Raw genomic sequence first — 20831 nt, 5'->3', positions numbered from 1 at the left:
AACCAGGCGGGGTGGCCGATAGCCGGTAGTGTAAAAATCTATTTCAAGGAAGGTGCGCAATGGTTGCAATAACCAACGCCAATATCAATATCCCGACCCTGTCTGGCGCCAGCCAGCCCCTGGCGACCACTTCGCAGCCGGGCAAGCCTGAGGTCAACGAGCGCGGTGGCCTGGTGTTCCAGGGGGATGCATTCAAAGCCCCGGACAGCAAGCCCGAGGCGGTGGAGTCCGACCCAACTGAGCCGCCGAGCATCAAGGAGCTGCGCGAGGAGATCAAGCGCCTGCAAAAGCAGTTGGCCGAGGAGCAGAAGCAACTGGCCCAACTGCAGGAGCAAGCGAAGAAAGACCCCAGCAAAATGGCGGCGGTGCAGGCCAAGCAGGCCAGCATCACCACCCTGACCGGGTTGATCATGGCCGCGACCGCGCAGTTGCTGGAGGCGCTGAACAAGAGCGGTGGCAGCAGCGCCGGTGGTTCGATCAACACCACGGCCTGATGCACCGTGGCGCCGGGGCCGGCGACTGGCCCCGGCCCTCTGGCCTCAGTCCTGGGCCAGGCGCGCGCGGTTCTGCCGCTCGCTCTTGTACTGCATGGCCACTGCTGGGGCTGGCTTGGCGCTGCCGGTCTCCAGCCACTGGCGCATGCGGCTGGCATCGGCGAAGTGGGTGTACTTGCCGAAGGCGTCGAGGATGACCATGGCCACGGGGCGGTTGTCCATCTTGGTCAGCAGCACCAGGCAGTGGCCGGCCTCGTTGGTGAAGCCGGTCTTGGTCAGCTTGATGTCCCAGTTGCTCTTGTTGACCAGGTGGTCGGTGTTACGAAAACCCAGGGTGTAGTTGGGCTTGCGAAACGCCACGGTCTTCTCGCGGGTGGTCGACAGCTCGCTGAGCTGCGGGTACTTGCGCGAGGCCATCAGCAGCTTGGCCAGGTCCTGGGCGGTGGAGACGTTCTGGGTCGACAGGCCGGTCGGCTCGACATAGCGGGTGTGGCTCATGCCCAGGCTGCGGGCCTTGGCGTTCATCGCCTTGATGAACGCGCCATAGCCGCCGGGGTAGTGGTTGGCCAGGCTGTTGGCCGCGCGGTTTTCCGACGACATCAGGGTGATCAGCAGGGTTTCGCGACGGCTCAGCTCGCTGCCCAAGCGTACTCGCGAATACACGCCTTTCATCTCTGGGTTGTTGGCGATGGTCATGCCGAGCATTTCGTCCATGGGCAGCTTGGCGTCGAGCACCACCATCGCGGTCATCAGCTTGGTGACCGAGGCGATCGGGCGTACGCGGTCGGCGTGGCTGGCGTACAGCTGCTGGTTGGTGTTCAGGTCGATCAGCAGGGCGCTGCCGGAGGCCAGGTGCAGCTTGGCGGGGTCGCGTTGCTGCTGGGCCGGGGGTTGTTGTGCAGCAGCGGTCGACGGCAGGGTGGCGGTACCTGTGAGCAACAGCAGCAGGCTGAGGATGGACAGGGAAGTTTTCACGTTGAGGCTCACTAAATGTTGGTATGTCGTTGGCTGTGCAAGGGTTTCCCCCAAAAAACCGTTGCATTTTGGAGTATGGCCGAAGCGCTGTCGAATGCCTTATATCCAAAGGGCGCAAGGTGAAGGAAATTTAATCCTGTACTTTGCAATCCGTTGTTCTTGATGAGTATCGTGGCCGAACGCGGTATCGATATCGCGTCTACTTGGTAAGGAAATCAGCAATGCGTGTTGTTGTGGCCTGCGTGGCCTTGGCGGTATCTGTCGTGGCCCATGGTTCGAACTTTCAGGACATGGAGGCCGTCGAGAAACAAGTGATGAAGGTCGATCGTTGCTCGAATGCGGCGTTTATCGCGGTATCGATATTGGAGGAGAGTGGCGATGGCCTGGGCCAGGGCCTGGCCATGACGGGGGCCGTGGCAGGGCTGCAGAAAAACCAGCAGTTAGGCCAAGCGAAGCCCACCGAGCTTGAAGTGAAGGTGGCTTCTAGGTATGCCGAGCGTGAATCCATTGGTATGAAACTGCCCTTCGGCAAACAGCAGCATGATTGGCTGGTGGCTCAGGCCGCAGCAGGGTGCGTCATGTGGATGCCGCTCGAGGGCTGAGCGTTGCTGGCGAAAGCGGCGCCGCGCTGCCCTGCGGACAGACGGGCAAAAAAAGCCCGCCATGACGGCGGGCACAAGGGGCGTTAAGGGAGCAACGCACAACAACAGATTCGGGGTTCAGGCCAGCAGCGCGCAGGGGGCGAAGCGCTCGGCGATGTCCTGCGCCGAAGCGCGGGAGGTGAGCGGGCCGCTTATGGCTTCGCCGTTGCACATCAGGTACCAGCAGGCCAGCAAGCCTTGCTGGCGCAATTCGCGCGGGACGGCGCTGCCGACGACGGACATGATCTGGATGCTGGCCATGTAGGTGTCTCCGTGTGAGATGACGCTACCTTACATGCCGGGGGCGCGCGGCTGAAATCGACACGCTCAATAGTGGTCATTGATGAAATCAACCCTCGCTAGTGTCCTGTCTTGGACATACGTTCTCTTTTGACGAGTGGTAACGCCGACCGGGCGCCCAAGACACCGGCAAAAGTGAACAGCTTATTGCCGAGACAGGACACTAGCGTGGGACACCCGCTTCGATCTCGTCGTCGGTCGGCCTGCCGCGCCCTTTGTGCAAGCCGATCAACAGGGCCAGCAGGATCGATCCAATCGCGAACCAGTCTGTCGTGCTCGGCGTCTGGTCAAGGATGACCATCGAGCCGAGCGTGCCGAAGATCGGGATCAATAGCGACAGTGGCGCCACCTTGGAGGCGGGGTATTCACGCAACAGGAGATTCCACCCCCAATAGCAGAAGTGCGTGGCGGCGTATACCTGGAACATCAGCGAGAAGAGCACGGTCGCATTCATTTGTGCGGCTGGCCAGTCCAGCGACGTAGCCCCGTGCAGCCACCAGGCCAGCGCCAGCAAAGGGAGCGGCGGTACGAGGCTGGCCCACACCACGAAGGCGAAGATCTCTCGTACCCTGGAAACCTTGATGATGATGTTGCCGATGCTCCAGGCCAAGGCGCTGATCATGATCAGGCCCAAGCCGAGTGTGGTCGCCTTGCCAGGGCTGCCTATGAAAATACCCGTTAGCCCTAGCGCGGCCAGCAGCATGCCGATCCGTTGCGGCCCGGTCAGGCGCTCACCAAACAGTAGCACGCCCCAGCCGATGGTGAAGAACGCGCTGACTTGGATGAGCAGCGATGCGCTGGCCGCAGGTACCCCCATCGCGATGCCGAGATTGATCGCTGCCCACATCGCCACCCCGAAGATCAGGCCATAGGCGATCAACCAGCGGTGGGCCACGGCGGGGCGCTTGACGAAGAATACCCAGGGCAGTGCCGTCAGCGTGAAGCGCAGGCTGGTCAGGAGCAAAGGGTCCATATCGGCGAGCGCCAGTTTGGAGATGGGGAAGTTGAGCCCCCACAGCGCCGTTACCAACAGCGCAAGCATCAAGTGTTTTCTATGCATGGTATCTGCTTGTCCGAGTGCCCAGGCATCAGGCCCGGGCGGTCGCGGCACTTTGCGCGTGAACGAGATGGCCCGCTTTCAATGAAGGGTCAATTGGTAATAAAATCGGGCCATGAACGAAAACACCTGCCAGCCTGCTCCCTATGACGCGGTCCCCTGTGAGGTGGTGGTCACGGCGCGGGAGTATGCCGATGGCGCGCGGTTTCCCATGCACGACCACCGTCGCGGCCAGTTCGCCTATGCGGCTTGTGGGGTCATTACGGTGAACACTGAGCGAGGCAACTGGGCCGTGCCACCGCAGCGCGCAATATGGGTGCCACCAGGGGTACGCCATGGGATGCAGATGCGTGGCACGGTCACCATGCTCAACACCTACGTCAGTCCGGCCGCCGCCCTGCGCGTGGGGCTGCCGAATGTCTGTCAGGTGTTCGCTGTTTCAGCGCTGGTACGGCAATTGCTCACCTTGGCGCTCGAGGTCCCTGGCCGTTACGCTGGCAACGAGCGCGACGCTCATTTGATGGGGTTGCTGTTGCATGAGATCGCCAGGATGCCGCCTCTTTACCTCAATGCGCCACTGCCTGCAGAACCGCGCCTTGACAAGGCCTGCCAGCGGTTCCTCAACGCACCATCGCTTGAGATCGGTGTCGACGAGATGGCTCGCTGGGCCAACATGAGCCGGCGTAATTTTACCCGGCAGTTCCGCCAGCACACCGGCATCAGTTTTCTGCAGTGGCGCCAACAGGCCTGCTTACTGGCCGCGACGGTCAAGTTGGGCAATGGCGAGGCAATTACGCAGGTTGCCGTGGCGCTCGGCTATAGCAGCCCGAGCGCTTTTTCTACGGTATTCAAGAAGGTGCTGGGGGAGGTGCCGAGTCGTTACTTTGGCGCATGAGGCACCCGATTCGGGGTCAGCTGGATGGTCCTCGAACTGCTCGTGGCGCCCGAGGCCTATCGTGGACAGGGACTGAGGCGCGAGATGGCCCAGTGCGCGGTGGATGGCGCCGCTGACCACGGTCATGATCATGGCGCTACCTTGCGTGCCGGCTGCATCGACACGCTCGGTAGTGGTTCGATGATGAAATCGAGCAATGCTGTCATTCCAGGCTTCGGCCGTGGCGCCAATAGCCCATCAGGGTCAGGCTGCCACGGTCGAGGCCGCGTTCGTTGATCCAGTGCTTGCGGATCGCCATGACGGCAGCCGACTCACCGGCTACCCAGGCGTAGAACGCGCTGTCGGCCGACTCGGCCAGTTCCCAGAGAATCTCCTTGTCGATATCCACCTCTTTGAGGGGCTTGGCGCTAGCTTGCGTGGCCTGCGGCAGGCGCGCCAGCTCAAAGGCCGCGTGGCGCATGGCTTGGCCATGGGGGCAGTCGAGCTCGCTACGGGCCAGCCAGTGCAACTCGGTGCCGGGGGCATGGCGCAGATCGACGCAGTCACCTGGCTCGGGGACTTCGAGGAATACCTGGGTAGCGGGCGGGGTGGCAAGCTCGGCGAGGCTCTCGAGGATGCCGGCGATGGCCGGCAGGGCGGTCTCGTCGCCAATCAGCAACAACTGGCGCACGCCTTGGGGCGGTCGCCATTCATAACCGCCGGGGTCGCCCTGGGCGTGGCGGTGCGGCGCGACGATCTGCAGGCGGTCGCCGGGCTCGGCCTGTTCGGCCCAGGCCGAGGCCGGGCCGCTGTCGCCGTGCAGGACGAAGTCGATGTCCAGTTCGCCGGCATCGGCGCGCAGGGCGCGAATGGTGTAGGTGCGCATCGGGTGCTGGGCCTGGCGCCGCGCGGCTTGCCAGTCGCCGTCCTTGGGCAGGGCCGGTTCGTGGCCCTGGGCATCGGGGAACAGCAGCTTGACGCGCTGATCGGCCGCCAGGGTGCGCATCTGCCGTACATCGTCGCCGGCGAAGACGAAGCGGCACAGGGACGGGCTCAGGCGTTCGCGCCGCTGCAACTGGATATCGAATAGCTGGTAGGGGCGCGGGCCGCTGTCGCCCTTGATGATCTTGCGCAGGTTGCGCGCGACGTTGGAGGCCAGGGTGCTCATGCTGCTCATGGGGGTACCTCGTTGCAGATGACCGATAGCCGGAAGACGACTGGCGCGCGAAGTGATTTAGCCGCGCGGGCTGGTACGGCGGTAGGCATTAGGCGTTTGTCCGGTCAGGCGCTTGAAGAACCGCGCGAAGTAGGTCGGGTCGCTGAACCCCAGGCTGTCGGATAACTGGCCGATGCTCATGCGCGTGTATACCAGGTTGCGGCGCGCCTCCAGCAACAGGCGCTGGTGGATGACCTGCAGCGCAGTCTGCCCGGCCAGGCTGCGGCACAAGAGGTTCAGTTGCAGGCTGGAGATGCCCAGGCGGCTGGCGAAGTCGTCCACCGCCAGGTGTTCGCGGTAGTGCGCCTCGACCAGGCGCAGGTAGCGGCCGAACAGTTGCTGGTCGCGTTCATGCGGGGTGCGCGGCGCCTGCAGCGGCTGCTGGCGAAGCAGCCACACCATCAGTGCCGTGACCAGGGCCGACAACAGGGCCGCACGGGCCGGGGCGCTGCCCTGGTACTCCTGGTGCAAGGTGTCGAGCAACCCGCCCAGGCGCGGGCGATCCTTGCCCAGCAGGTAGCAGCGCGGCGCCGCCAGCACGCTCAACGGCGCCCCCAGGCGCTGCTCGAGGTCGGCCACCAGGGCAGTGCCGAAGGTCAGCACATGGCCCTGGATATCGGCGCTGAAGCGAAAGCCATGCACGGTCAACGGCGGCACAACCTGGATCGCCGCCTCGCGGATCAGGCTGTGCTGGCCTTCGATCTCGATGCGCGCCTCGCCGCGTTGCACATAAAGCAACTGGAACAGCTCGGCATGCCGGTGCGGCTTGATCTCCCAGTGGTGCAGGCGGCTGCGCGCCGGGATCGACTCGCAGTGCAGCAGGTCGGTGCCAGGCCAGGCGTGGTTTTCACCGTAGAGCTGGAACAGCGGGATGCCGGGGAGGGGGCTGGGCATGCTGGGGCCTGTCCGTTAATCGAACGTATTTTGCAAAAGTGCAGGTTTTTCAGCGGATAACCCACTTTCTACCCATAGATCGCACGTAAAAATACAGGTGCTAACCCTAACAGTAGATACCGGGCCTGGACCAGTCCCAGGTCGGTATCGTCATCACGAGACAACAACAATGAAAACTCAGGTTGCAATCATCGGCGCCGGCCCTTCCGGCCTGCTGCTCGGCCAGCTGCTGCACCAGGCGGGGATCGACACCCTGATCGTCGAGCGCCAGACCCCCGAGTACGTGCTGGGGCGTATCCGCGCCGGGGTGCTCGAGCAAGGCACTGTCGATTTGCTGCGCGAGGCGGGCGTGGCTACGCGCATGGATCGCGAGGGGCTGGTGCACGCAGGGGTCGAGCTTTTGCTGGGTGGCCGCCGCCAGCGCCTGGACCTCAAGGCACTGACCGGCGGCAAGACCGTCATGGTGTATGGCCAGACCGAGGTCACCCGCGACCTGATGCAGGCCAGGGCGCAGAGCGGGGCGCCGATCATCTATGCGGCGGCCAACGTGCAGCCTCATGCTATCGATGGCGAGCAACCCTACCTGACCTTCGACAAGGACGGGCGCCAGCAGCGGGTCGACTGCGACTACATCGCCGGTTGCGACGGCTTTCATGGCGTGGCCCGGCAGAGCATTCCAGCCGGGGTGCTCAAGACGTTCGAGCGGGTCTATCCGTTCGGCTGGCTGGGGCTGCTGGCCGATACCCCGCCAGTCAACCATGAGCTGATCTATGCCCATCACCCACGCGGCTTCGTGCTGTGCAGCCAGCGCTCGCAGAGCCGTAGTCGCTACTACCTGCAGGTGCCGTTGCAGGAGCGCGTGGAGGACTGGTCGGACGCGCGCTTCTGGGATGAGCTCAAGGCGCGCCTGCCGGAGGATGTGGCGGCGCAACTGGTGACCGGGCCGGCGCTGGAAAAAAGCATCGCGCCGCTGCGCAGCCTGGTGGTCGAACCCATGCAGCACGGGCGACTGTTCCTGGTCGGCGATGCCGCGCATATCGTCCCGCCCACCGGGGCCAAGGGTTTGAACCTGGCCGCCTCGGACGTCAACTATCTGTATCGGATCCTGGTCAAGGTCTATCGCGAGGGGCGTACCGAGCTGTTGGCCGAGTACTCGCCGATGGCCTTGCGCCGGGTGTGGAAGGGCGAGCGCTTCAGCTGGTTCATGACCCGGCTGCTGCATGACTTTGGCGAACACCAGGATGCTTGGGACAGCAAGATGCAGGAGGCCGATCGCGACTATTACCTGGGCTCGGCGGCGGGGTTGGCGAACATTGCCGAGAACTATGTGGGGTTGCCGTTCGAGGTGGTGGAGTAGGCCATGCACCGCGTCGCCTGGTTCGCCAGCAAGGCTGGCGCCTGCAGGTGACGCGCATGGCTTGAGGTTTGCGGCAGCGGGCGCCAGGTGATCTATTCCAGCAACGCCACCATGGCCTGGTAGCCCCGCTGGCGCGCATGTTCCAGCGCCGTCACGCCATCCTTGTCGGCGATCGTCGGGTCTGCTCCGGCGGCCAGCAGGCGGCGCACGATCTCCACATGGCGCGGGCCGCCATCGCCGAGGATCACCGCCTCCAGCAAGGCGGTCCAGTGCAGGCGGTTGAGATGGTCCACCTTGACGCCAGCATCGATCAATAGCTGCACGGTCTCGACATGCCCGCGCTCGGCGGCGGGGATCAGCGCGGTGCCGCCGTAGCGGTTGGTGCTGTTCAGGTCGGCGCCGTGGGCCAGGGTCAATTGCAGGATCTCGTTCAAACCACGGGCACCGGCATACAGGTAGGGGCTGTCCTGGATGGCATCCTTGGCATTGACGTCGGCACCGGCTTCGATCAATGCCTTGGCGGCTTGGATCTGGTTGCCGTGAGTGGCCACCAGCAAGGCAGTCTGGCCCTGGTCGTCGCGGGCCTCCAGCGCGGCGCCTTGGGCCAGGGCCTGGTGGATGGCGGCAGTATCGCCACGGCGGGCGGCATCGAACAGCTGGGTATTCATGGCAGAGGGCTCGGCATGGGCGGCAAGGCCGGTGAACAGGGCCAGCAGCAGGGTGGCGATGGACAGGCGCATGGTGTCGGGTCCTGAGGGGCAAGGCCTCATCCTAGGCAAGTGGCGGCGGCGACAGAAGTAAAGAATTCGCATGGCAGGCAGTGGCCAGGCTAATGGGCCCGTGGCGAGTTGCCGGGCCGGGGCGCGCGTGATAGAAGTCGGGCTTGTCATTCATTCGTTGAATAACCCGATGTCTTCCAGCGTGAAATCGAATAGAGCCCTGTTCGACCTTGACCTGTTGCGCGCCATCGTCGTGGTGGCCGATTGCGGCAGTTTCACCACCGCGGCCGCGCGCCTGCATTCCACCCAGTCGACCATCAGCCAGAAGGTCCGCCGCCTCGAGGATATGGTCGGCCATCGCCTGCTGGTGCGCGGCAACCGCGATGTGCTGCCCACCGATGCCGGGCAGACCTTGCTCGGGTATGCCCGGCACATGCTGGCGCTCAACGACCAGATGCTCGAAGCCCTGGCCGGGGCCATGGTCGGCATGACCGTGCGCCTGGGCGTGCCCGAGGATTTCGTCGGCGGGCGCACCACCAATGCTTTGTCCGCGTTCAGCCGGCGTCATCCGCAGGTCAAGCTCGAAGTCACCAGTGGCCTGTGCCGCGACCTCAGCCAGGCCTACGACAACGGCGAGCTTGACCTGGTGCTGCTCAAGCAGCGGCGCAACAGCCGCGAGGGCGTGGCCTGCTGGCCGGAGCGGCTGCAGTGGATCGACAGTGCGCGCATGCCGGCCTTCGAACTCGACCCGGTGCCGCTGGTGACCTTCCCCCCGCGCGGGCTGTACCGCGACGACATGATCAGCGCGATCGAGGGCATGGGCCGGCGCTGGCGCATCAGCTTCACCAGCTCGAGCCTCAGTGGCATCCAGGCGGCGGTGGCCGACGGCATGGGCATCAGCCTGCTGCCGCCACGGGCAGCGAGCGCCGAGCACCGCGTGCTCGGCGCCGGGCAAGGGCTGCCGGAAGTGGACAGCTACGAGATCGTGATCGTGCACCGGCCCACGGCGGATGTGATGGTCAAGGCGCTGGCCGAGGTGCTGACCGAGTTGCTGGCGGTGCAGGCGATCTGAGGTTCAATGCGCAGGCATCGCGTTGCCTGCCTGGTCAGCAAGGCCAGTCACTCCTTGCAGCAATGCGGCTTGCTGGCCACCCCGTCGTAGCGGTCATGGTGGCGTACCCAGTCCATCGTGCCCGCCTCGTTGCGCCCCAGCGGCGCCAGGTCGAGGAAGTTGTAGGCATTGACCAGGATGTCCAGGCCGCGGGCATAGGTGGAGTAGGTGTGGTACAGGCTGCCATCGATCGCCTTGTAGAACGCGCTCAGCCCCGGCAGCTCGGTCTCGTCGCCCGTGTACGGCTCATAGTTGTACTCGCTGCTGCCGTCGCTGGCGACGCTGACGCCGAAGTCGTGGTTGAAGCGGCTGCCATGGGAGGAATACCACGGGAAATGCCAGCCCATGCGTTGGCGGAACGCCTGGAACTCGGCATAGGGCGCCCGTGACACCGCGGCCAAGGTCACGTCGTGGTGCGCCAGGTGCAGGTTGGCGCCGTCGAAGTGATCGGCGAGGAAGGAGCAGCCGGGGCAGCCCTCGTCCCAACCTTCAGCGAACATGAAGTGATAGACCAGCAACTGACTGCGCCCGGCGAACAGCTCGGCCAGGCCCAGTTCGCCATGTGGGCCGTGGAAGCGGTAGTCCTCCTCTACCTGTACCCAGGGCAGGGCGCGGCGAGCGGCGGCCAGTTCGTCGCGTTGATGGGTGAAGGCTTTCTCGTGCAGCCACAGTTGCCGCCGCGCGGCCAGCCACTGGCTGCGCGAGACCACGGCGTGCTTGGGATCGGAAGGGCTCATGGTGGCGACTCCAGCGTAAGGGATTCAAACAGTGGTCGAATCATCCTCGGCGCTTTCGACAACGCCATTGCCAATACCGACAGACGGCCAGTACCAACCCTCCGTAGGAGCCGGCCTTGCCGGCGAACACCGGCGCAGCCGGTGCCCCACTTCGCTGCCGATGGTTGATACTATTGCGCCATCTATCACAAGGAGCGTGGCGATGACCTTCTTCTCCTGGCGCCGCTGCGCGGTGCCGTTGCTGGCCCTGTGCCTGGCGGCTCCCGTGGCGCAGGCCGGCAACACCCCCTGTTCCGGGCGCAAAGGCGGCATCGCCGGTTGCGACGGCGATACCTTCCTGTGCAACGACGGCTCGATCAGTGCCTCGAAGAAAAGCTGCAGCGCCCAGTTCGGTGGCCCGGCGCGGGCGCAGCCCTTGCGTGCCAGCGGCAGTAGTGAGGGCTGTAGCTGCGGCACGGGCCAGTACTGCGTCGGCCCGCGCGGTGGCGTGTACTGCCTGACGCCGTCGGGCAGCAAGAGCTACAAGCGCCGCTGATCAGAGACTGGCGATCAGCTTCCACAGGCGTGGGTCGTCATAATCGGCGATCACCAATTTCGCCCCGGCATCCAGCAAGGGTTGCTCAGGTTGCGTGGTCGCCAGCCCCACGGTGAAGATGCCCGCATCGACCGCGGCCTTGACCCCCGGCAGCGAGTCCTCGAACGCCAGTGCCTGCCCGGCCTGGGCCCCCAGGCGCTGCAAGCCGGTGAGATAGGGCAGGGGATCGGGCTTGGGCCGGGCCAGTTCATCGGCGACCAGCACATGGTCGAAACGCTCGCCCAGGCCCATGGCGCCGAGCATGTGCTCGGCGTTCAGGCGCGGGGCGTTGGTCACCACGCACATGCCGATGCCGTGCTCCTCGGCATGCTCGAGCAGGCGCAGCAGCCCCGGCATGGGCTCGAGGTGCGGCGACAGCTCGCGAAACAAGGCTTCCTTGCGCTCGGCCAGTGCCTGGCACTGTGTCGCATCGGCCTCGGGGAACAGCTCGGCGAACAACAGACCATTGGAGCGGCCGCTGACCTGGGTATTGAACTGTTCCTGGGTCAGTTCGCGGCCGTCGTGATCGCGCAGCAGCTGGCGGAAGGCCTGCAGGTGCAGGGTGTCGGTATCGGTGAGGGTCCCATCGAGGTCGAACAGCAGGGCGGTCAGCATCGGGCATCCTGGCGGGTGGAGAATCAATTCAGCAGCATCATAACCAATGCCGCCGACGAAGGGGGCTGTTAAGTGTTCGTCGAAAAGAGTACAAATGTACTCCATGGACAATCTACCCCCAAAACGTCGCGCCATCCTCGCGTTCATCCGCGAGCGCATCACCGATCAAGGCCAGCCGCCGTCGCTGGCCGATATCGCCGAGCGCTTCGGTTTCGCCTCGCGCAGCGTGGCGCGCAAGCACATCACCGCCCTGCACCAGGCCGGTTTCATCGACGTCACGCCCAATCAGGCGCGGGGTATTCGCTTGGCCGAGCCCTTGCGCCGGCCGGAAATCCTCGAAGTGCCGGTGCTTGGCCAGGTGGCCGCCGGCGCGCCCATCGGTCCCGACCTCGATATTCACGAACAGTTGCTGCTCGATCCCAGCCTGTTCCGGCATACGCCGGACTACCTGCTCAAGGTGCGCGGCGACTCGATGATCGACGACGGCATCTTCGACGGCGACCTGGTCGGCATTCGCCAGCAGGGCGAGGCCCGCGATGGGCAGATCGTGGTCGCCCGGCTCGATGGCGAGGTGACCATCAAGCGTCTGCAGCGCACCCGTGGCGGCTATCGCCTGCTGCCGCGCAACCCTGCCTATGCCCCCATCGACATCAGCCCGGAGCGCGAATTCTTCATCGAAGGCGTGTTCTGCGGCCTGCTGAGGCGTGACTGATGGGCGCGGTAGTCGACCTCGAGCGGCTGCTCGACCAGCGCCAGGTCTGGCGTGGGCGGCAAGCCCAGGCGCGGCCGCAGGCGTTGCAGCCCAGCGGGCATGCCGCGCTCGATGCGCGGTTGCCGGATGGCGGCTGGCCTGCCGCTGCGCTCAGCGAACTGCTGCTGGCCAGCCCGGGTTGTGGCGAGTTGCAATTGCTGTGGCCGACCCTGGCGCGCTTGACCGGCGCGGGCGAACGGGTGGTGCTGGTGGCGCCGCCGTTCATTCCCTACGCGCCGGCCTGGCAGGCGGCGGGGGTGGACCTGCGCTGGTTGGCGCAGGTCGAGGGCAAGGGCAATGACGGCTTGTGGGCTGCGGAGCAATGCCTGCGCTCGGGCAGTTGCGCGGCCGTGCTGTGTTGGCCGGCGCGCGCCGATGACCGCGCGCTGCGTCGCTTGCAGGTTGCGGCGGAAACCGGCGAGGCCCTGGCCTTCGCCTGCCGGGAGCAGCAGGCCGCGCACAACCCGTCGCCCGCGGCCCTGCGCATCGCCATCGACACCCGACCGGCGCAATGGCGTGTGCTCAAGTGCCGGGGTGGCTTGCCGCCGGCCGCGCCCATCGCCTGCCCGGGATGGGGCTGATGCGCCATGCTCTGGGCCTGCATCCTGTTTCCCCAGCTGGCGCTGGACACGGTCCTGCGCGAACGCGACGACCCTGATACCCCGCTGGCCTTGATCGGTGGTCCGACCCAGCGTCGCGTCCTCCAGGCGGTCAATGTGCCAGCCCGCGCCCTGGGCTTGCGCGCGGGGCAGACCCTGACCGCCGCCCGGGCCTTGGCCGACGGCTTCAGCTGTGTCGAGGTCGAGCCGGCACGCATCGACCAGGTTCAGCAACTGCTCGCGGCCTGGGCCTATCGCTTCAGTGCCCAGGTCAGCCTGCATTACCCGCGGGCGTTGTTGCTGGAGATCGGTTCGAGCCTGCAATTGTTCGGCCCCTGGCCCGCGTTCGAGGCGCGGCTGCGCCAGGAACTGGCCGAACTGGGGCTGCGTCAGCGCATCGTCGTGGCCAGCAACCCGGTGGCGGCGCGAATCCTTGCCAATGGCCATGACGGTCTGGCGCTGACTTGCCCACAGGCCACCCGCGACAGCTTGCAGCACCTGCCGGTCGAGCGGGCCGGCCTGCCCACCGAGGCGGCTGAGGCGTTCAGCCGCATGGGCCTGCGTCGGCTCGGGCAGGTCCTGGCCTTGCCGCGCGAGGCCTTGGCCAGGCGTTTCAGCGCCCAGGTGCAGTTGCACCTGGACCAGTTGCTTGGCCTGCGCACCCTGGGCCTGGACTTCTACCAGCCACCCGATCGCTTCGACGCGCGCCTGGAGCTGAACTTCGACGTCGAGTCGCACCAGGCGTTGCTGTTCCCCTTGCGCCGGCTGATCAACGACCTGGCCGCGTTCCTCGGCGGGCGCGATTGCGGCGTACAGCGTTTCGAGCTGCACCTGGAGCACGCCGAAGGGCCTGATACCTTGCTCAAGGTCGGGCTGCTGGCTGCCGAGCGCGAGGCCGCGATGCTGTTCGAACTGGCACGCGGACGCCTGGAGCCGCTACGGATTCCAGCCCCGGTACGTAACCTGCGGCTGGTCGCCGCCGACTTGCCCCCCTTCGTGCCCCAGCGCCAGGCCTTGTTCGAGGCCCGCGCCCAGCAGGCGCAGCCTTGGGAGCAGTTGCGTGAGCGGCTGCGTGCCCGCCTGGGCGATGACGCGGTCACAGGGTTGTGCGCCGCCGCCGATCATCGTCCCGAATGCGCCTGGCAGCCGGCGGAGCAGGGCGCCCAGGGCCGCCTGGTGATGGCGCCCGGCAGTCGCCCCGGCTGGCTGTTGGCCGAACCCCAGGTGCTGGCCGAGGTCGGCTTGCAGTGGTTGGGGCCGGCCGAGCGGATCGAGTCCGGTTGGTGGGACGGTGGCGATGTGCGGCGCGACTATTATCGGGTCCAGACCCGTGACGGCCTGCGTGGCTGGGCCTTTCGCGACCTGGCGGCGCCCGGGCCGCTGTGGTTGCAAGGCTGGTTCGCATGAGCGGGCAGGGTTACGCCGAGCTGCATTGCCTGTCGAACTTCAGTTTCCAGCGCGGCGCCTCCAGCGCCGACGAGCTGTTTCGTCGAGCGCGCGAGCAGGGCTACCAGGCCCTGGCGATCACCGATGAATGCTCCTTGGCCGGTATCGTTCGGGCCTGGCAGGCTGCAAGGCAGCATGAGCTGCGCCTGATCGTCGGGAGCGAGGTGCAGGTGCATCAAGGGCCCAAGCTGGTCTTGCTGGTGCAGGACCTTGCTGGCTACCAGAACCTCTGCGCGCTGATCACTCGTGCGCGACGGCGGGCTGAAAAAGGCAGCTACCAACTGCTCGCCGAGGATCTCGAGGCCCATCACCAAGGCTTGCTGGCACTGTGGGTAGTGGCGGCCGCCAGCGATGACGCGGCCTGGTTGCAGGCGCTGTTCGGCGAACGCCTGTGGCTGGCTGTGCACCTGCATCGTGGGGGCGACGATGAACAGCGGCTGGCCGGTTTGCGGGCGCTGGGCGCACGCACGGGCATACCGTTGGTGGCCTGTGGTGATGTGCATATGCATGTGCGTGGTCGGCGTGCGTTGCAGGACTGCATGACCGCCATCCGCGCGCATTGCCCGGTGACCGAGGCCGGTCAGTTGCTGTTCGCCAACGGCGAGCGCCACCTGCGTTCCCTCGAGCAATTGCGGGAGCTGTACCCGGCTGACCTGTTGGCGCAGGCCCTGGTGCTGGCCGAGCGTTGCACCTTCGACCTGGGCGAGTTGCAGTACCAGTACCCGCGTGAGCTGGTGCCCGAGGGCCAGACGCCGGCCAGCTGGTTGCGCGCACTGTGTGAGCGTGGCTTGCCCGAGCGTTGGCCGCACGGGCCGAGCGACAAGGTGCGCGAGGTGCTGGGCCGGGAGTTGGCCCTGATCGAGGAGCTGGGCTACGAGAGCTATTTCCTCACCGTCCATGACATCGTCGCCTTCGCCCGCCGCCAGCGCATCCTGTGCCAGGGGCGTGGCTCGGCGGCCAACTCGGTGGTGTGCTTCGTGCTGGGCATCACCGAGCTCGACCCGATGGAGCATCGGCTGCTGTTCGAGCGCTTCCTGTCCCGCGAGCGCAACGAGCCGCCGGATATCGACGTGGATTTCGAGCATGACCGGCGCGAGGAGGTCATCCAGTATGTCTTCCGGCGCTACGGCCGGCACCGTGCGGCGTTGACGGCAGTGGTCAGCAGCTACCACGCCGCGGGGGCGGTGCGCGATGTGGCGCGGGTGCTGGGGCTGCCGAGTGACCAGGTGGATGCCCTGGCCAAGTGCTGCGCGCGCTGGAGTGACCGGATCCCGGATGCCGAGCGCCTGGCCGAGGCCGGGTTCGACGCGCAGAGCCCGTCATTGCGGCGTATCCTGGTGCTGGCCGGCGAACTGATCGGTTTCCCCCGGCATCTGTCGCAACACCCGGGAGGTTTCGTCATTTCCGAGCAGCCCCTGGACCAGCTGGTGCCGGTGGAGAACGCGGCCATGGCCGAGCGCACGGTGATCCAGTGGGACAAGGACGACCTGGATATGGTCGGCTTGCTCAAGGTCGATGTGCTGGCCCTGGGCATGCTCAGTGCGTTGCGCCGTTGCTTCGACCTGATGGCATTGCACCGGGGGCATGAGTACCGCCTGGCGACCCTGCCCAAGGAAGACCCGGCCACCTACGCCATGATCAGCCGGGCCGAGACCATGGGCGTGTTCCAGATCGAATCGCGGGCGCAGATGGCCATGCTGCCGCGGTTGAAACCAGAAAAATTCTATGACCTGGTGATCGAGGTGGCGATCGTGCGCCCCGGGCCGATCCAGGGCGACATGGTGCATCCCTACTTGCGTCGGCGCTTGCAACAGGAGCCTGTCACTTATCCCTCGGAAAAGCTCAAGGCTGTGTTCGAACGCACCTTGGGCGTGCCGCTGTTCCAGGAGCAGGTCATGGAACTGGCCATGGTCGCCGCCGACTACAGCCCGGGCGAGGCCGACCAGTTGCGCCGCAGCATGGCTGCCTGGAAGCGCCATGGTGGCCTGGAACCACACCGAGCGCGCTTGATCGGCGGCATGCTGCGCAATGGCTATGAGCTGGCTTTCGCCGAACGCATCTTCGAGCAGATCAAGGGCTTCGGCAGCTATGGCTTCCCCGAGTCCCACGCCGCCAGTTTCGCCTTGCTGTGCTATGCCAGCAGTTGGCTCAAGTGCCACGAGCCGGCGATCTTCACCTGTGCCCTGGTCAATAGCTGGCCGATGGGCTTCTATAGCCCCGACCAGTTGTTGCAAGAGGCGCGCCGCCAGGGCATCGAGGTGCGCCCGGTGGATGTGTTCCACAGCGCCTGGGATTGCACCCTGGAGCCAGTGGGCAAGGGTGTCCTGGCGATCCGCCTGGGTTTGCGGCAGATTCGTGGCTTCAATGAGGCGGATGCCAGGCGCCTGGAGCAGGCGCGCGCGCAGCGGCCCTGGCGCGATGTCGAGGACCTGTGCCTGCGTGTAGGCCTCGATGCCCGGGCCAGGGCGCGGCTGGCGGATGCCGGGGCCTTGCGCGGGCTGGCCGGCGACCGGCACCAGGCGCGCTGGCAGGTGGCGGCGGTGCAGGCGCAGTTGCCGTTGTTCGCCCAGCTCGAGCGCGCGCCGGAGCCGGAGGTGAGTCTGCCGACGCCGACGCAGGGCGAAGACCTGGCCGCCGACTACCACACGCTGGGCACCACCCTGGGGCCGCATCCACTGATGTTGCTGCGCCCGCGCTTGCGGGCGTTGGGATGCCGCAGTTCCCAGGAGCTGGCCGGTGTCGAGCATGGTGACAGCGTGGCGGTGGCCGGAATCGTGGTCGGCCGGCAGCGGCCGCAGACGGCCAGCGGCGTGACCTTCGTAACCCTTGAAGATGAACACGGGATGGTCAACGTGGTGGTCTGGCGCGAGCTGGCCGAGCGGCAGCGGCGGGCGCTGGTGGGCTCGCGGTTGCTTAAAGTTAGCGGGCGACTGGAGCAGGAAAAGGGCGTGCGACACCTGATTGCCCGGCGCCTGGAAGACATCAGCCCGCTGCTCAATGGGCTGGATGTGCGCAGTCGGGATTTTCATTGATGCCAGCCAGCGCCAGGCGCAACGCCGCAGGAGCCGGCTTGCCGGCGAATATCGGCACAGCCGGTACCGTCCACCACCGCGACGCTTGGTTCGCCAGCAGGGCTGGCGCCTACAGGTGGCGCTCAGACCATCGCCAGGCGCTGCTTGCGGGTCGGGGGCGCGAACGCTTGGTCGATCGCCCGCAGGTCCTCCTCGCTCAGCACCAGCCCAGCCGCTTGTGCATTCAAGCGCACGTGGTCCGGGTTCACCGCCTTGGGAATCGCGATCACACCCTCGCCGCGCGTCACCCAGGCCAGGCTCACCTGGGCCGGCGTGGCGCCATGGCGCTCGGCAACCTGGGCCATCAGCGGATGGCGCAACAAGCGCCCGGCTTGGGCCAGCGGGCAGTAGGCCATGGTTGGCAAACCCTGCTCGCGGCTCCACGGCAGCAGGTCGAACTCGATGCCGCGTTCGGCCGGGTTGTACAGCACCTGGTTAGTGGCGCAGGCGGTGTTGTCCAGCTCGCGCAGGTCGTCCAGGTCGAAGTTCGACACGCCCCATCGGCGGATCTTGCCTTGCTCGATCAACCGCTCGAACGCCTCCACCGTCTCCTCCAGCGGGTACTGCCCACGCCAGTGCAGCAGGTACAGGTCGATACAGTCGGTGCCCAGCCGTTTCAGGCTGCGTTCGCAGGCGGCCGGCATGCCGCGCCGGCTGGCGTTGTGCGGGTAGACCTTGCTGACCAGAAACACCTGCTCGCGGCGCCCGGCGATGGCCTGGCCGACCACCTGCTCGGCCCCACCTTCGGCGTACATCTCCGCCGTGTCGATCAGGCTCAGCCCCAATTCGATGCCTTGTTGCAGGGCCGCTACTTCGGCGGCCCTGCGCCCCGGGTCCTCGCCCATGTACCAGGTGCCCTGGCCAATGACCGGAACGCGGCTGCCCGCCAGATTCAGGTAGCGCATATCACCTCCTGTGGGTGGGTATGGGTAAGCAGGACATCGAGCAGCGCTTCGGCGGCTTTCGACAGCTTGTGATCGCTCAGGGCGATCACGCCGATGCGCCGCTCGACGCTGGGCTCGACCAACCGCACGCAGCGTGCGCCCAGCTGCTGCATCTGCTCGATGCACAGGGCCGGCACGGCGCTGACGCCCAGGCCGCTGGCGACCATGCGGCCGATGGTCGCCAGTTGGTGGCTCTCGAAGGCCACCGTCAGCTTGCCATGGCCGGCGGCCAGGTGCTGCTCGAGCAGCAAGCGCACCGCCGAGGGCCGCTGCAGGGCGATGAAGTCCTCGGCCAGCAGTTCCTGCCAGCGCACCTGCGGCTGGCGCGCCAGTGGCGAGTCGGCGGGCACCACGGCGACGAAACGGTCCATGTACAGCGGGTGGAACCGCAGCGCCTCGCTGCTTTCGGGTTCGAAGCCAATGCCCAGTTCGACGCGGCGATGGCGCACCAGTTCCAGCACCTGCTCGTTGATCACGTCGTGCACGGTGACGTTGACCTTGGGGTAGCGCTGGCGGAACACCTTCAGCGATTGCGGCAGCAGGTTGCCAGCGAACGCCGGCATGGCCGCCACCGACACCCGGCCCAGTTGCAAGGTGAAGCGCTGGCGCAGCATCTCCTCGGTGTCGTCCCAGTCAGCCAGCAGGCGCCGGGCCAGGGGCAGCAGCACCTCGCCCTCGGGCGTCAGGCTGACGCTGCGGGTGGTGCGGGTGAGCAGGGCGCCGCCGAGGTTGTCCTCCAGGGCCTTGATGGTCAGGCTCAGGGCCGGTTGCGACACGTGCAGGTGCTCGCCGGCCTGGGCGAAGCTCTGGTACTTGGCCACGGTGACGAAGGCACGCAGCTGCTTGACGTTCATGACTGGCTCGACCTTTGTTTTGAAAAAATTATCAATCGATGACGAAAACAAAATTAACAAATCAGTCGACTACAGTGAAGATGACCGCACGGTTCCAACAACTACAAAAGGCGACTGAGCATGGCCGGACTGGACAAGCGTGTAGCAACTTATGAAGAGGCCTTGGCTGGCCTGACCGACGATATGACGGTACTGGCCGGTGGCTTCGGCCTGTGCGGCATCCCCGAGAACCTCATCGCCGAGATCAAGCGCCGCGGCGTCAAGGGCCTGACCGTGGTCTCCAACAACTGCGGCGTCGACGGCTTCGGCCTGGGCGTGCTGCTCGAGGACCGGCAGATCCGCAAGATGATTGCCTCCTACGTGGGCGAAAACGCCGAGTTCGAACGCCAGTTGCTCAGCGGCGAACTGGAAGTCGAGCTCACCCCCCAAGGTACCCTGGCCGAGAAAATGCGCGCTGGCGGCGCCGGCATTCCGGCCTTCTTCACCGCCACCGGCTACGGCACCCCGGTCGCAGAAGGCAAGGAAGTACGCGAGTTCAAGGGCCGCAAGTACATCCTCGAAGAATCCATCACCGGCGACTTCGCCATCGTCAAGGGCTGGAAGGCCGACCACTACGGCAACGTGGTGTACCGCAACACCGCGCAGAACTTCAACCCACTGGCCGCCACCGCCGGCAAGATCACCGTGGTCGAGGTCGAAGAGATCGTCGAGCCCGGCGTGCTGCTGCCCAGCGAGATCCACACCCCGGGCATCTATGTCGACCGGGTCATCGTCGGCACCTTCGAGAAGCGCATCGAAAAGCGCACCGTCAAGGCCTGAGCGCCGCCCTCAAGAACAACAAAGAGATCCTGACCATGGCATTGACCCGCGAACAAATGGCGCAACGCGTCGCCCGTGAACTGAAGGACGGCTACTACGTCAACCTCGGTATCGGCATCCCCACCTTGGTGGCCAACTACGTGCCTGCCGACATGGATGTGATGCTGCAGTCGGAAAACGGCCTGCTGGGCATGGGCGAGTTCCCCACCGAAGCCACCATCGACGCCGACATGATCAACGCCGGCAAGCAGACCGTGACCGCTCGCCGTGGCGCGTCGATCTTCGATTCGGCGCAATCCTTCGCCATGATCCGTGGCGGCCATGTCGACCTCACCGTGCTGGGGGCTTTCGAAGTGGACGTGGAGGGCAACATCGCCTCGTGGATGATCCCCGGCAAGCTGGTCAAGGGCATGGGCGGCGCCATGGACCTGGTGGCCGGTGCCGACAACATCATCGTCACCATGACCCATGCCTCCAAGGACGGCGAGTCCAAGCTGCTGCCCAAGTGCAGCCTGCCGCTGACCGGCGCCGGCTGCATCCGCAAGGTGCTGACCGACCTGGCCTACCTGGAGATCGAGAACGGCGCCTTCATCCTGCGCGAAACCGCGCCGGGCGTGAGCGTCGAAGAGATCATCGAGAAAACCGCCGGCAAGCTGATCGTGCCGGACGATGTGCAGGAAATGACCTTCTAATTACCCGCAACACACCGCCCCCTGTAGGAGCGGCCTTGATCTGGTCAAGTAATTTTGGACACCGGTTAAGGTTCATGCTGCTGCCCTGAGC

22 protein-coding genes are annotated in these 20831 nt (G+C 65.8%); 12 read left to right on the top strand and 10 right to left on the bottom strand.

Annotated features, from left to right (window positions below):
* The first annotated feature begins 59 nt into the window (after positions 1 to 59).
* A complete protein-coding gene (locus ACODS5_RS20310; RefSeq protein ID WP_134693784.1) occupies positions 60 to 494 on the top strand; it encodes a hypothetical protein in 435 nt (144 codons plus the stop codon).
* Positions 495 to 539: 45 nt separating this feature from the next.
* Here the strand turns inward: ACODS5_RS20310 and pbpG are convergent, their stop codons facing one another.
* Entirely contained in the window at positions 540 to 1469 is a 930-nt protein-coding gene (gene pbpG / locus ACODS5_RS20305) for a D-alanyl-D-alanine endopeptidase (protein ID WP_134693785.1), read from the bottom strand.
* A gap of 221 nt (positions 1470 to 1690) precedes the next feature.
* On the opposite strand from pbpG, the gene ACODS5_RS20300 reads away from it, so the two are divergent.
* Positions 1691 to 2071 carry a hypothetical protein gene (locus tag ACODS5_RS20300; protein ID WP_489109514.1) on the top strand — a complete coding sequence of 127 codons (381 nt, stop codon included), beginning with the start codon at positions 1691 to 1693 and terminating at the stop codon, positions 2069 to 2071.
* A gap of 117 nt (positions 2072 to 2188) precedes the next feature.
* Here the strand turns inward: ACODS5_RS20300 and ACODS5_RS20295 are convergent, their stop codons facing one another.
* Complete coding sequence (locus ACODS5_RS20295) at positions 2189 to 2371, bottom strand: hypothetical protein (protein ID WP_489109513.1); 183 nt, start codon at positions 2369 to 2371, stop codon at positions 2189 to 2191.
* Positions 2372 to 2573: 202 nt separating this feature from the next.
* Positions 2574 to 3470, bottom strand: a complete 897-nt coding sequence (locus ACODS5_RS20290) for an EamA family transporter (RefSeq protein WP_489109512.1) — start codon at positions 3468 to 3470, stop codon at positions 2574 to 2576.
* A gap of 112 nt (positions 3471 to 3582) precedes the next feature.
* Between ACODS5_RS20290 and ACODS5_RS20285 the strand changes: the two genes are divergently transcribed.
* Positions 3583 to 4362 (top strand): AraC family transcriptional regulator, encoded by a 780-nt coding sequence (locus ACODS5_RS20285; protein WP_134693024.1) that lies wholly within the window; start codon positions 3583 to 3585, stop codon positions 4360 to 4362.
* A 202-nt stretch (positions 4363 to 4564) separates the two neighbouring features.
* On the opposite strand, the gene ACODS5_RS20280 is transcribed toward ACODS5_RS20285, so the two are convergent.
* A complete protein-coding gene (locus ACODS5_RS20280) occupies positions 4565 to 5518 on the bottom strand; it encodes a siderophore-interacting protein (RefSeq protein ID WP_489109511.1) in 954 nt (317 codons plus the stop codon).
* Between the two features lie 57 nt (positions 5519 to 5575).
* On the bottom strand, positions 5576 to 6451 hold the full coding sequence (locus tag ACODS5_RS20275) for a helix-turn-helix domain-containing protein (RefSeq protein WP_489109510.1): 876 nt from the start codon (positions 6449 to 6451) through the stop codon (positions 5576 to 5578).
* A 169-nt stretch (positions 6452 to 6620) separates the two neighbouring features.
* On the opposite strand from ACODS5_RS20275, the gene pobA reads away from it, so the two are divergent.
* Complete coding sequence (gene pobA / locus ACODS5_RS20270; protein ID WP_489109509.1) at positions 6621 to 7808, top strand: 4-hydroxybenzoate 3-monooxygenase; 1188 nt, start codon at positions 6621 to 6623, stop codon at positions 7806 to 7808.
* A 92-nt stretch (positions 7809 to 7900) separates the two neighbouring features.
* On the opposite strand, the gene ACODS5_RS20265 is transcribed toward pobA, so the two are convergent.
* Positions 7901 to 8548, bottom strand: a complete 648-nt coding sequence (locus ACODS5_RS20265; RefSeq protein ID WP_489109508.1) for an ankyrin repeat domain-containing protein — start codon at positions 8546 to 8548, stop codon at positions 7901 to 7903.
* Positions 8549 to 8717: 169 nt separating this feature from the next.
* On the opposite strand from ACODS5_RS20265, the gene ACODS5_RS20260 reads away from it, so the two are divergent.
* Complete coding sequence (locus ACODS5_RS20260) at positions 8718 to 9599, top strand: LysR substrate-binding domain-containing protein (protein WP_134693019.1); 882 nt, start codon at positions 8718 to 8720, stop codon at positions 9597 to 9599.
* Between the two features lie 47 nt (positions 9600 to 9646).
* Here the strand turns inward: ACODS5_RS20260 and ACODS5_RS20255 are convergent, their stop codons facing one another.
* Positions 9647 to 10375 (bottom strand): DUF899 domain-containing protein, encoded by a 729-nt coding sequence (locus tag ACODS5_RS20255; RefSeq protein ID WP_489109507.1) that lies wholly within the window; start codon positions 10373 to 10375, stop codon positions 9647 to 9649.
* A gap of 202 nt (positions 10376 to 10577) precedes the next feature.
* Between ACODS5_RS20255 and ACODS5_RS20250 the strand changes: the two genes are divergently transcribed.
* Positions 10578 to 10910, top strand: a complete 333-nt coding sequence (locus tag ACODS5_RS20250) for a YdcA family protein (protein ID WP_134693017.1) — start codon at positions 10578 to 10580, stop codon at positions 10908 to 10910.
* Here ACODS5_RS20250 and ACODS5_RS20245 read toward each other — a convergent pair whose 3' ends face one another.
* The gene (locus tag ACODS5_RS20245; RefSeq protein WP_489109506.1) at positions 10911 to 11564 is read right to left on the bottom strand and encodes an HAD family hydrolase; all 654 of its coding nucleotides are present in this window, start codon (positions 11562 to 11564) and stop codon (positions 10911 to 10913) included.
* Positions 11565 to 11658: 94 nt separating this feature from the next.
* Here ACODS5_RS20245 and lexA point away from each other — a divergent pair, with 94 nt between their 5' ends.
* From lexA to ACODS5_RS20225, 4 genes are read left to right on the top strand one after another with little or no spacing between them, the layout of a single operon-like run.
* Positions 11659 to 12276, top strand: a complete 618-nt coding sequence (lexA, locus tag ACODS5_RS20240) for a transcriptional repressor LexA (RefSeq protein WP_177414255.1) — start codon at positions 11659 to 11661, stop codon at positions 12274 to 12276.
* Positions 12276 to 12896 carry a translesion DNA synthesis-associated protein ImuA gene (gene imuA, locus ACODS5_RS20235; RefSeq protein WP_134693014.1) on the top strand — a complete coding sequence of 207 codons (621 nt, stop codon included), beginning with the start codon at positions 12276 to 12278 and terminating at the stop codon, positions 12894 to 12896. Before lexA ends, imuA begins: the two co-directional genes overlap by 1 nt.
* 6 nt (positions 12897 to 12902) lie before the next feature.
* Positions 12903 to 14321: a Y-family DNA polymerase gene (locus ACODS5_RS20230; RefSeq protein ID WP_134693013.1), complete on the top strand. Its 1419-nt coding sequence runs from the start codon at positions 12903 to 12905 to the stop codon at positions 14319 to 14321.
* The gene (locus ACODS5_RS20225) at positions 14318 to 17392 is read left to right on the top strand and encodes an error-prone DNA polymerase (RefSeq protein WP_489109505.1); all 3075 of its coding nucleotides are present in this window, start codon (positions 14318 to 14320) and stop codon (positions 17390 to 17392) included. The genes ACODS5_RS20230 and ACODS5_RS20225 overlap by 4 nt, the downstream gene beginning before the upstream one ends.
* A gap of 122 nt (positions 17393 to 17514) precedes the next feature.
* On the opposite strand, the gene ACODS5_RS20220 is transcribed toward ACODS5_RS20225, so the two are convergent.
* Together ACODS5_RS20220 and ACODS5_RS20215 are read right to left on the bottom strand one after the other, a co-directional pair.
* Positions 17515 to 18336, bottom strand: coding sequence for an aldo/keto reductase (locus tag ACODS5_RS20220; RefSeq protein ID WP_489109504.1), 822 nt, complete (start codon positions 18334 to 18336; stop codon positions 17515 to 17517).
* Complete coding sequence (locus tag ACODS5_RS20215) at positions 18324 to 19229, bottom strand: LysR family transcriptional regulator (RefSeq protein ID WP_134693010.1); 906 nt, start codon at positions 19227 to 19229, stop codon at positions 18324 to 18326. The genes ACODS5_RS20220 and ACODS5_RS20215 overlap by 13 nt, the downstream gene beginning before the upstream one ends.
* 120 nt (positions 19230 to 19349) lie before the next feature.
* On the opposite strand from ACODS5_RS20215, the gene ACODS5_RS20210 reads away from it, so the two are divergent.
* Together ACODS5_RS20210 and ACODS5_RS20205 are read left to right on the top strand one after the other, a co-directional pair.
* The gene (locus ACODS5_RS20210; RefSeq protein ID WP_134693009.1) at positions 19350 to 20048 is read left to right on the top strand and encodes a CoA transferase subunit A; all 699 of its coding nucleotides are present in this window, start codon (positions 19350 to 19352) and stop codon (positions 20046 to 20048) included.
* Between the two features lie 35 nt (positions 20049 to 20083).
* Positions 20084 to 20740, top strand: coding sequence for a CoA transferase subunit B (locus ACODS5_RS20205; protein WP_134693008.1), 657 nt, complete (start codon positions 20084 to 20086; stop codon positions 20738 to 20740).
* The last annotated feature ends 91 nt before the right edge of the window (positions 20741 to 20831 follow it).

It is taken from the genome of Pseudomonas sp. FG47, from assembly GCF_057809115.1.
This window is presented reverse-complemented; position numbering and strand designations above follow the sequence as displayed.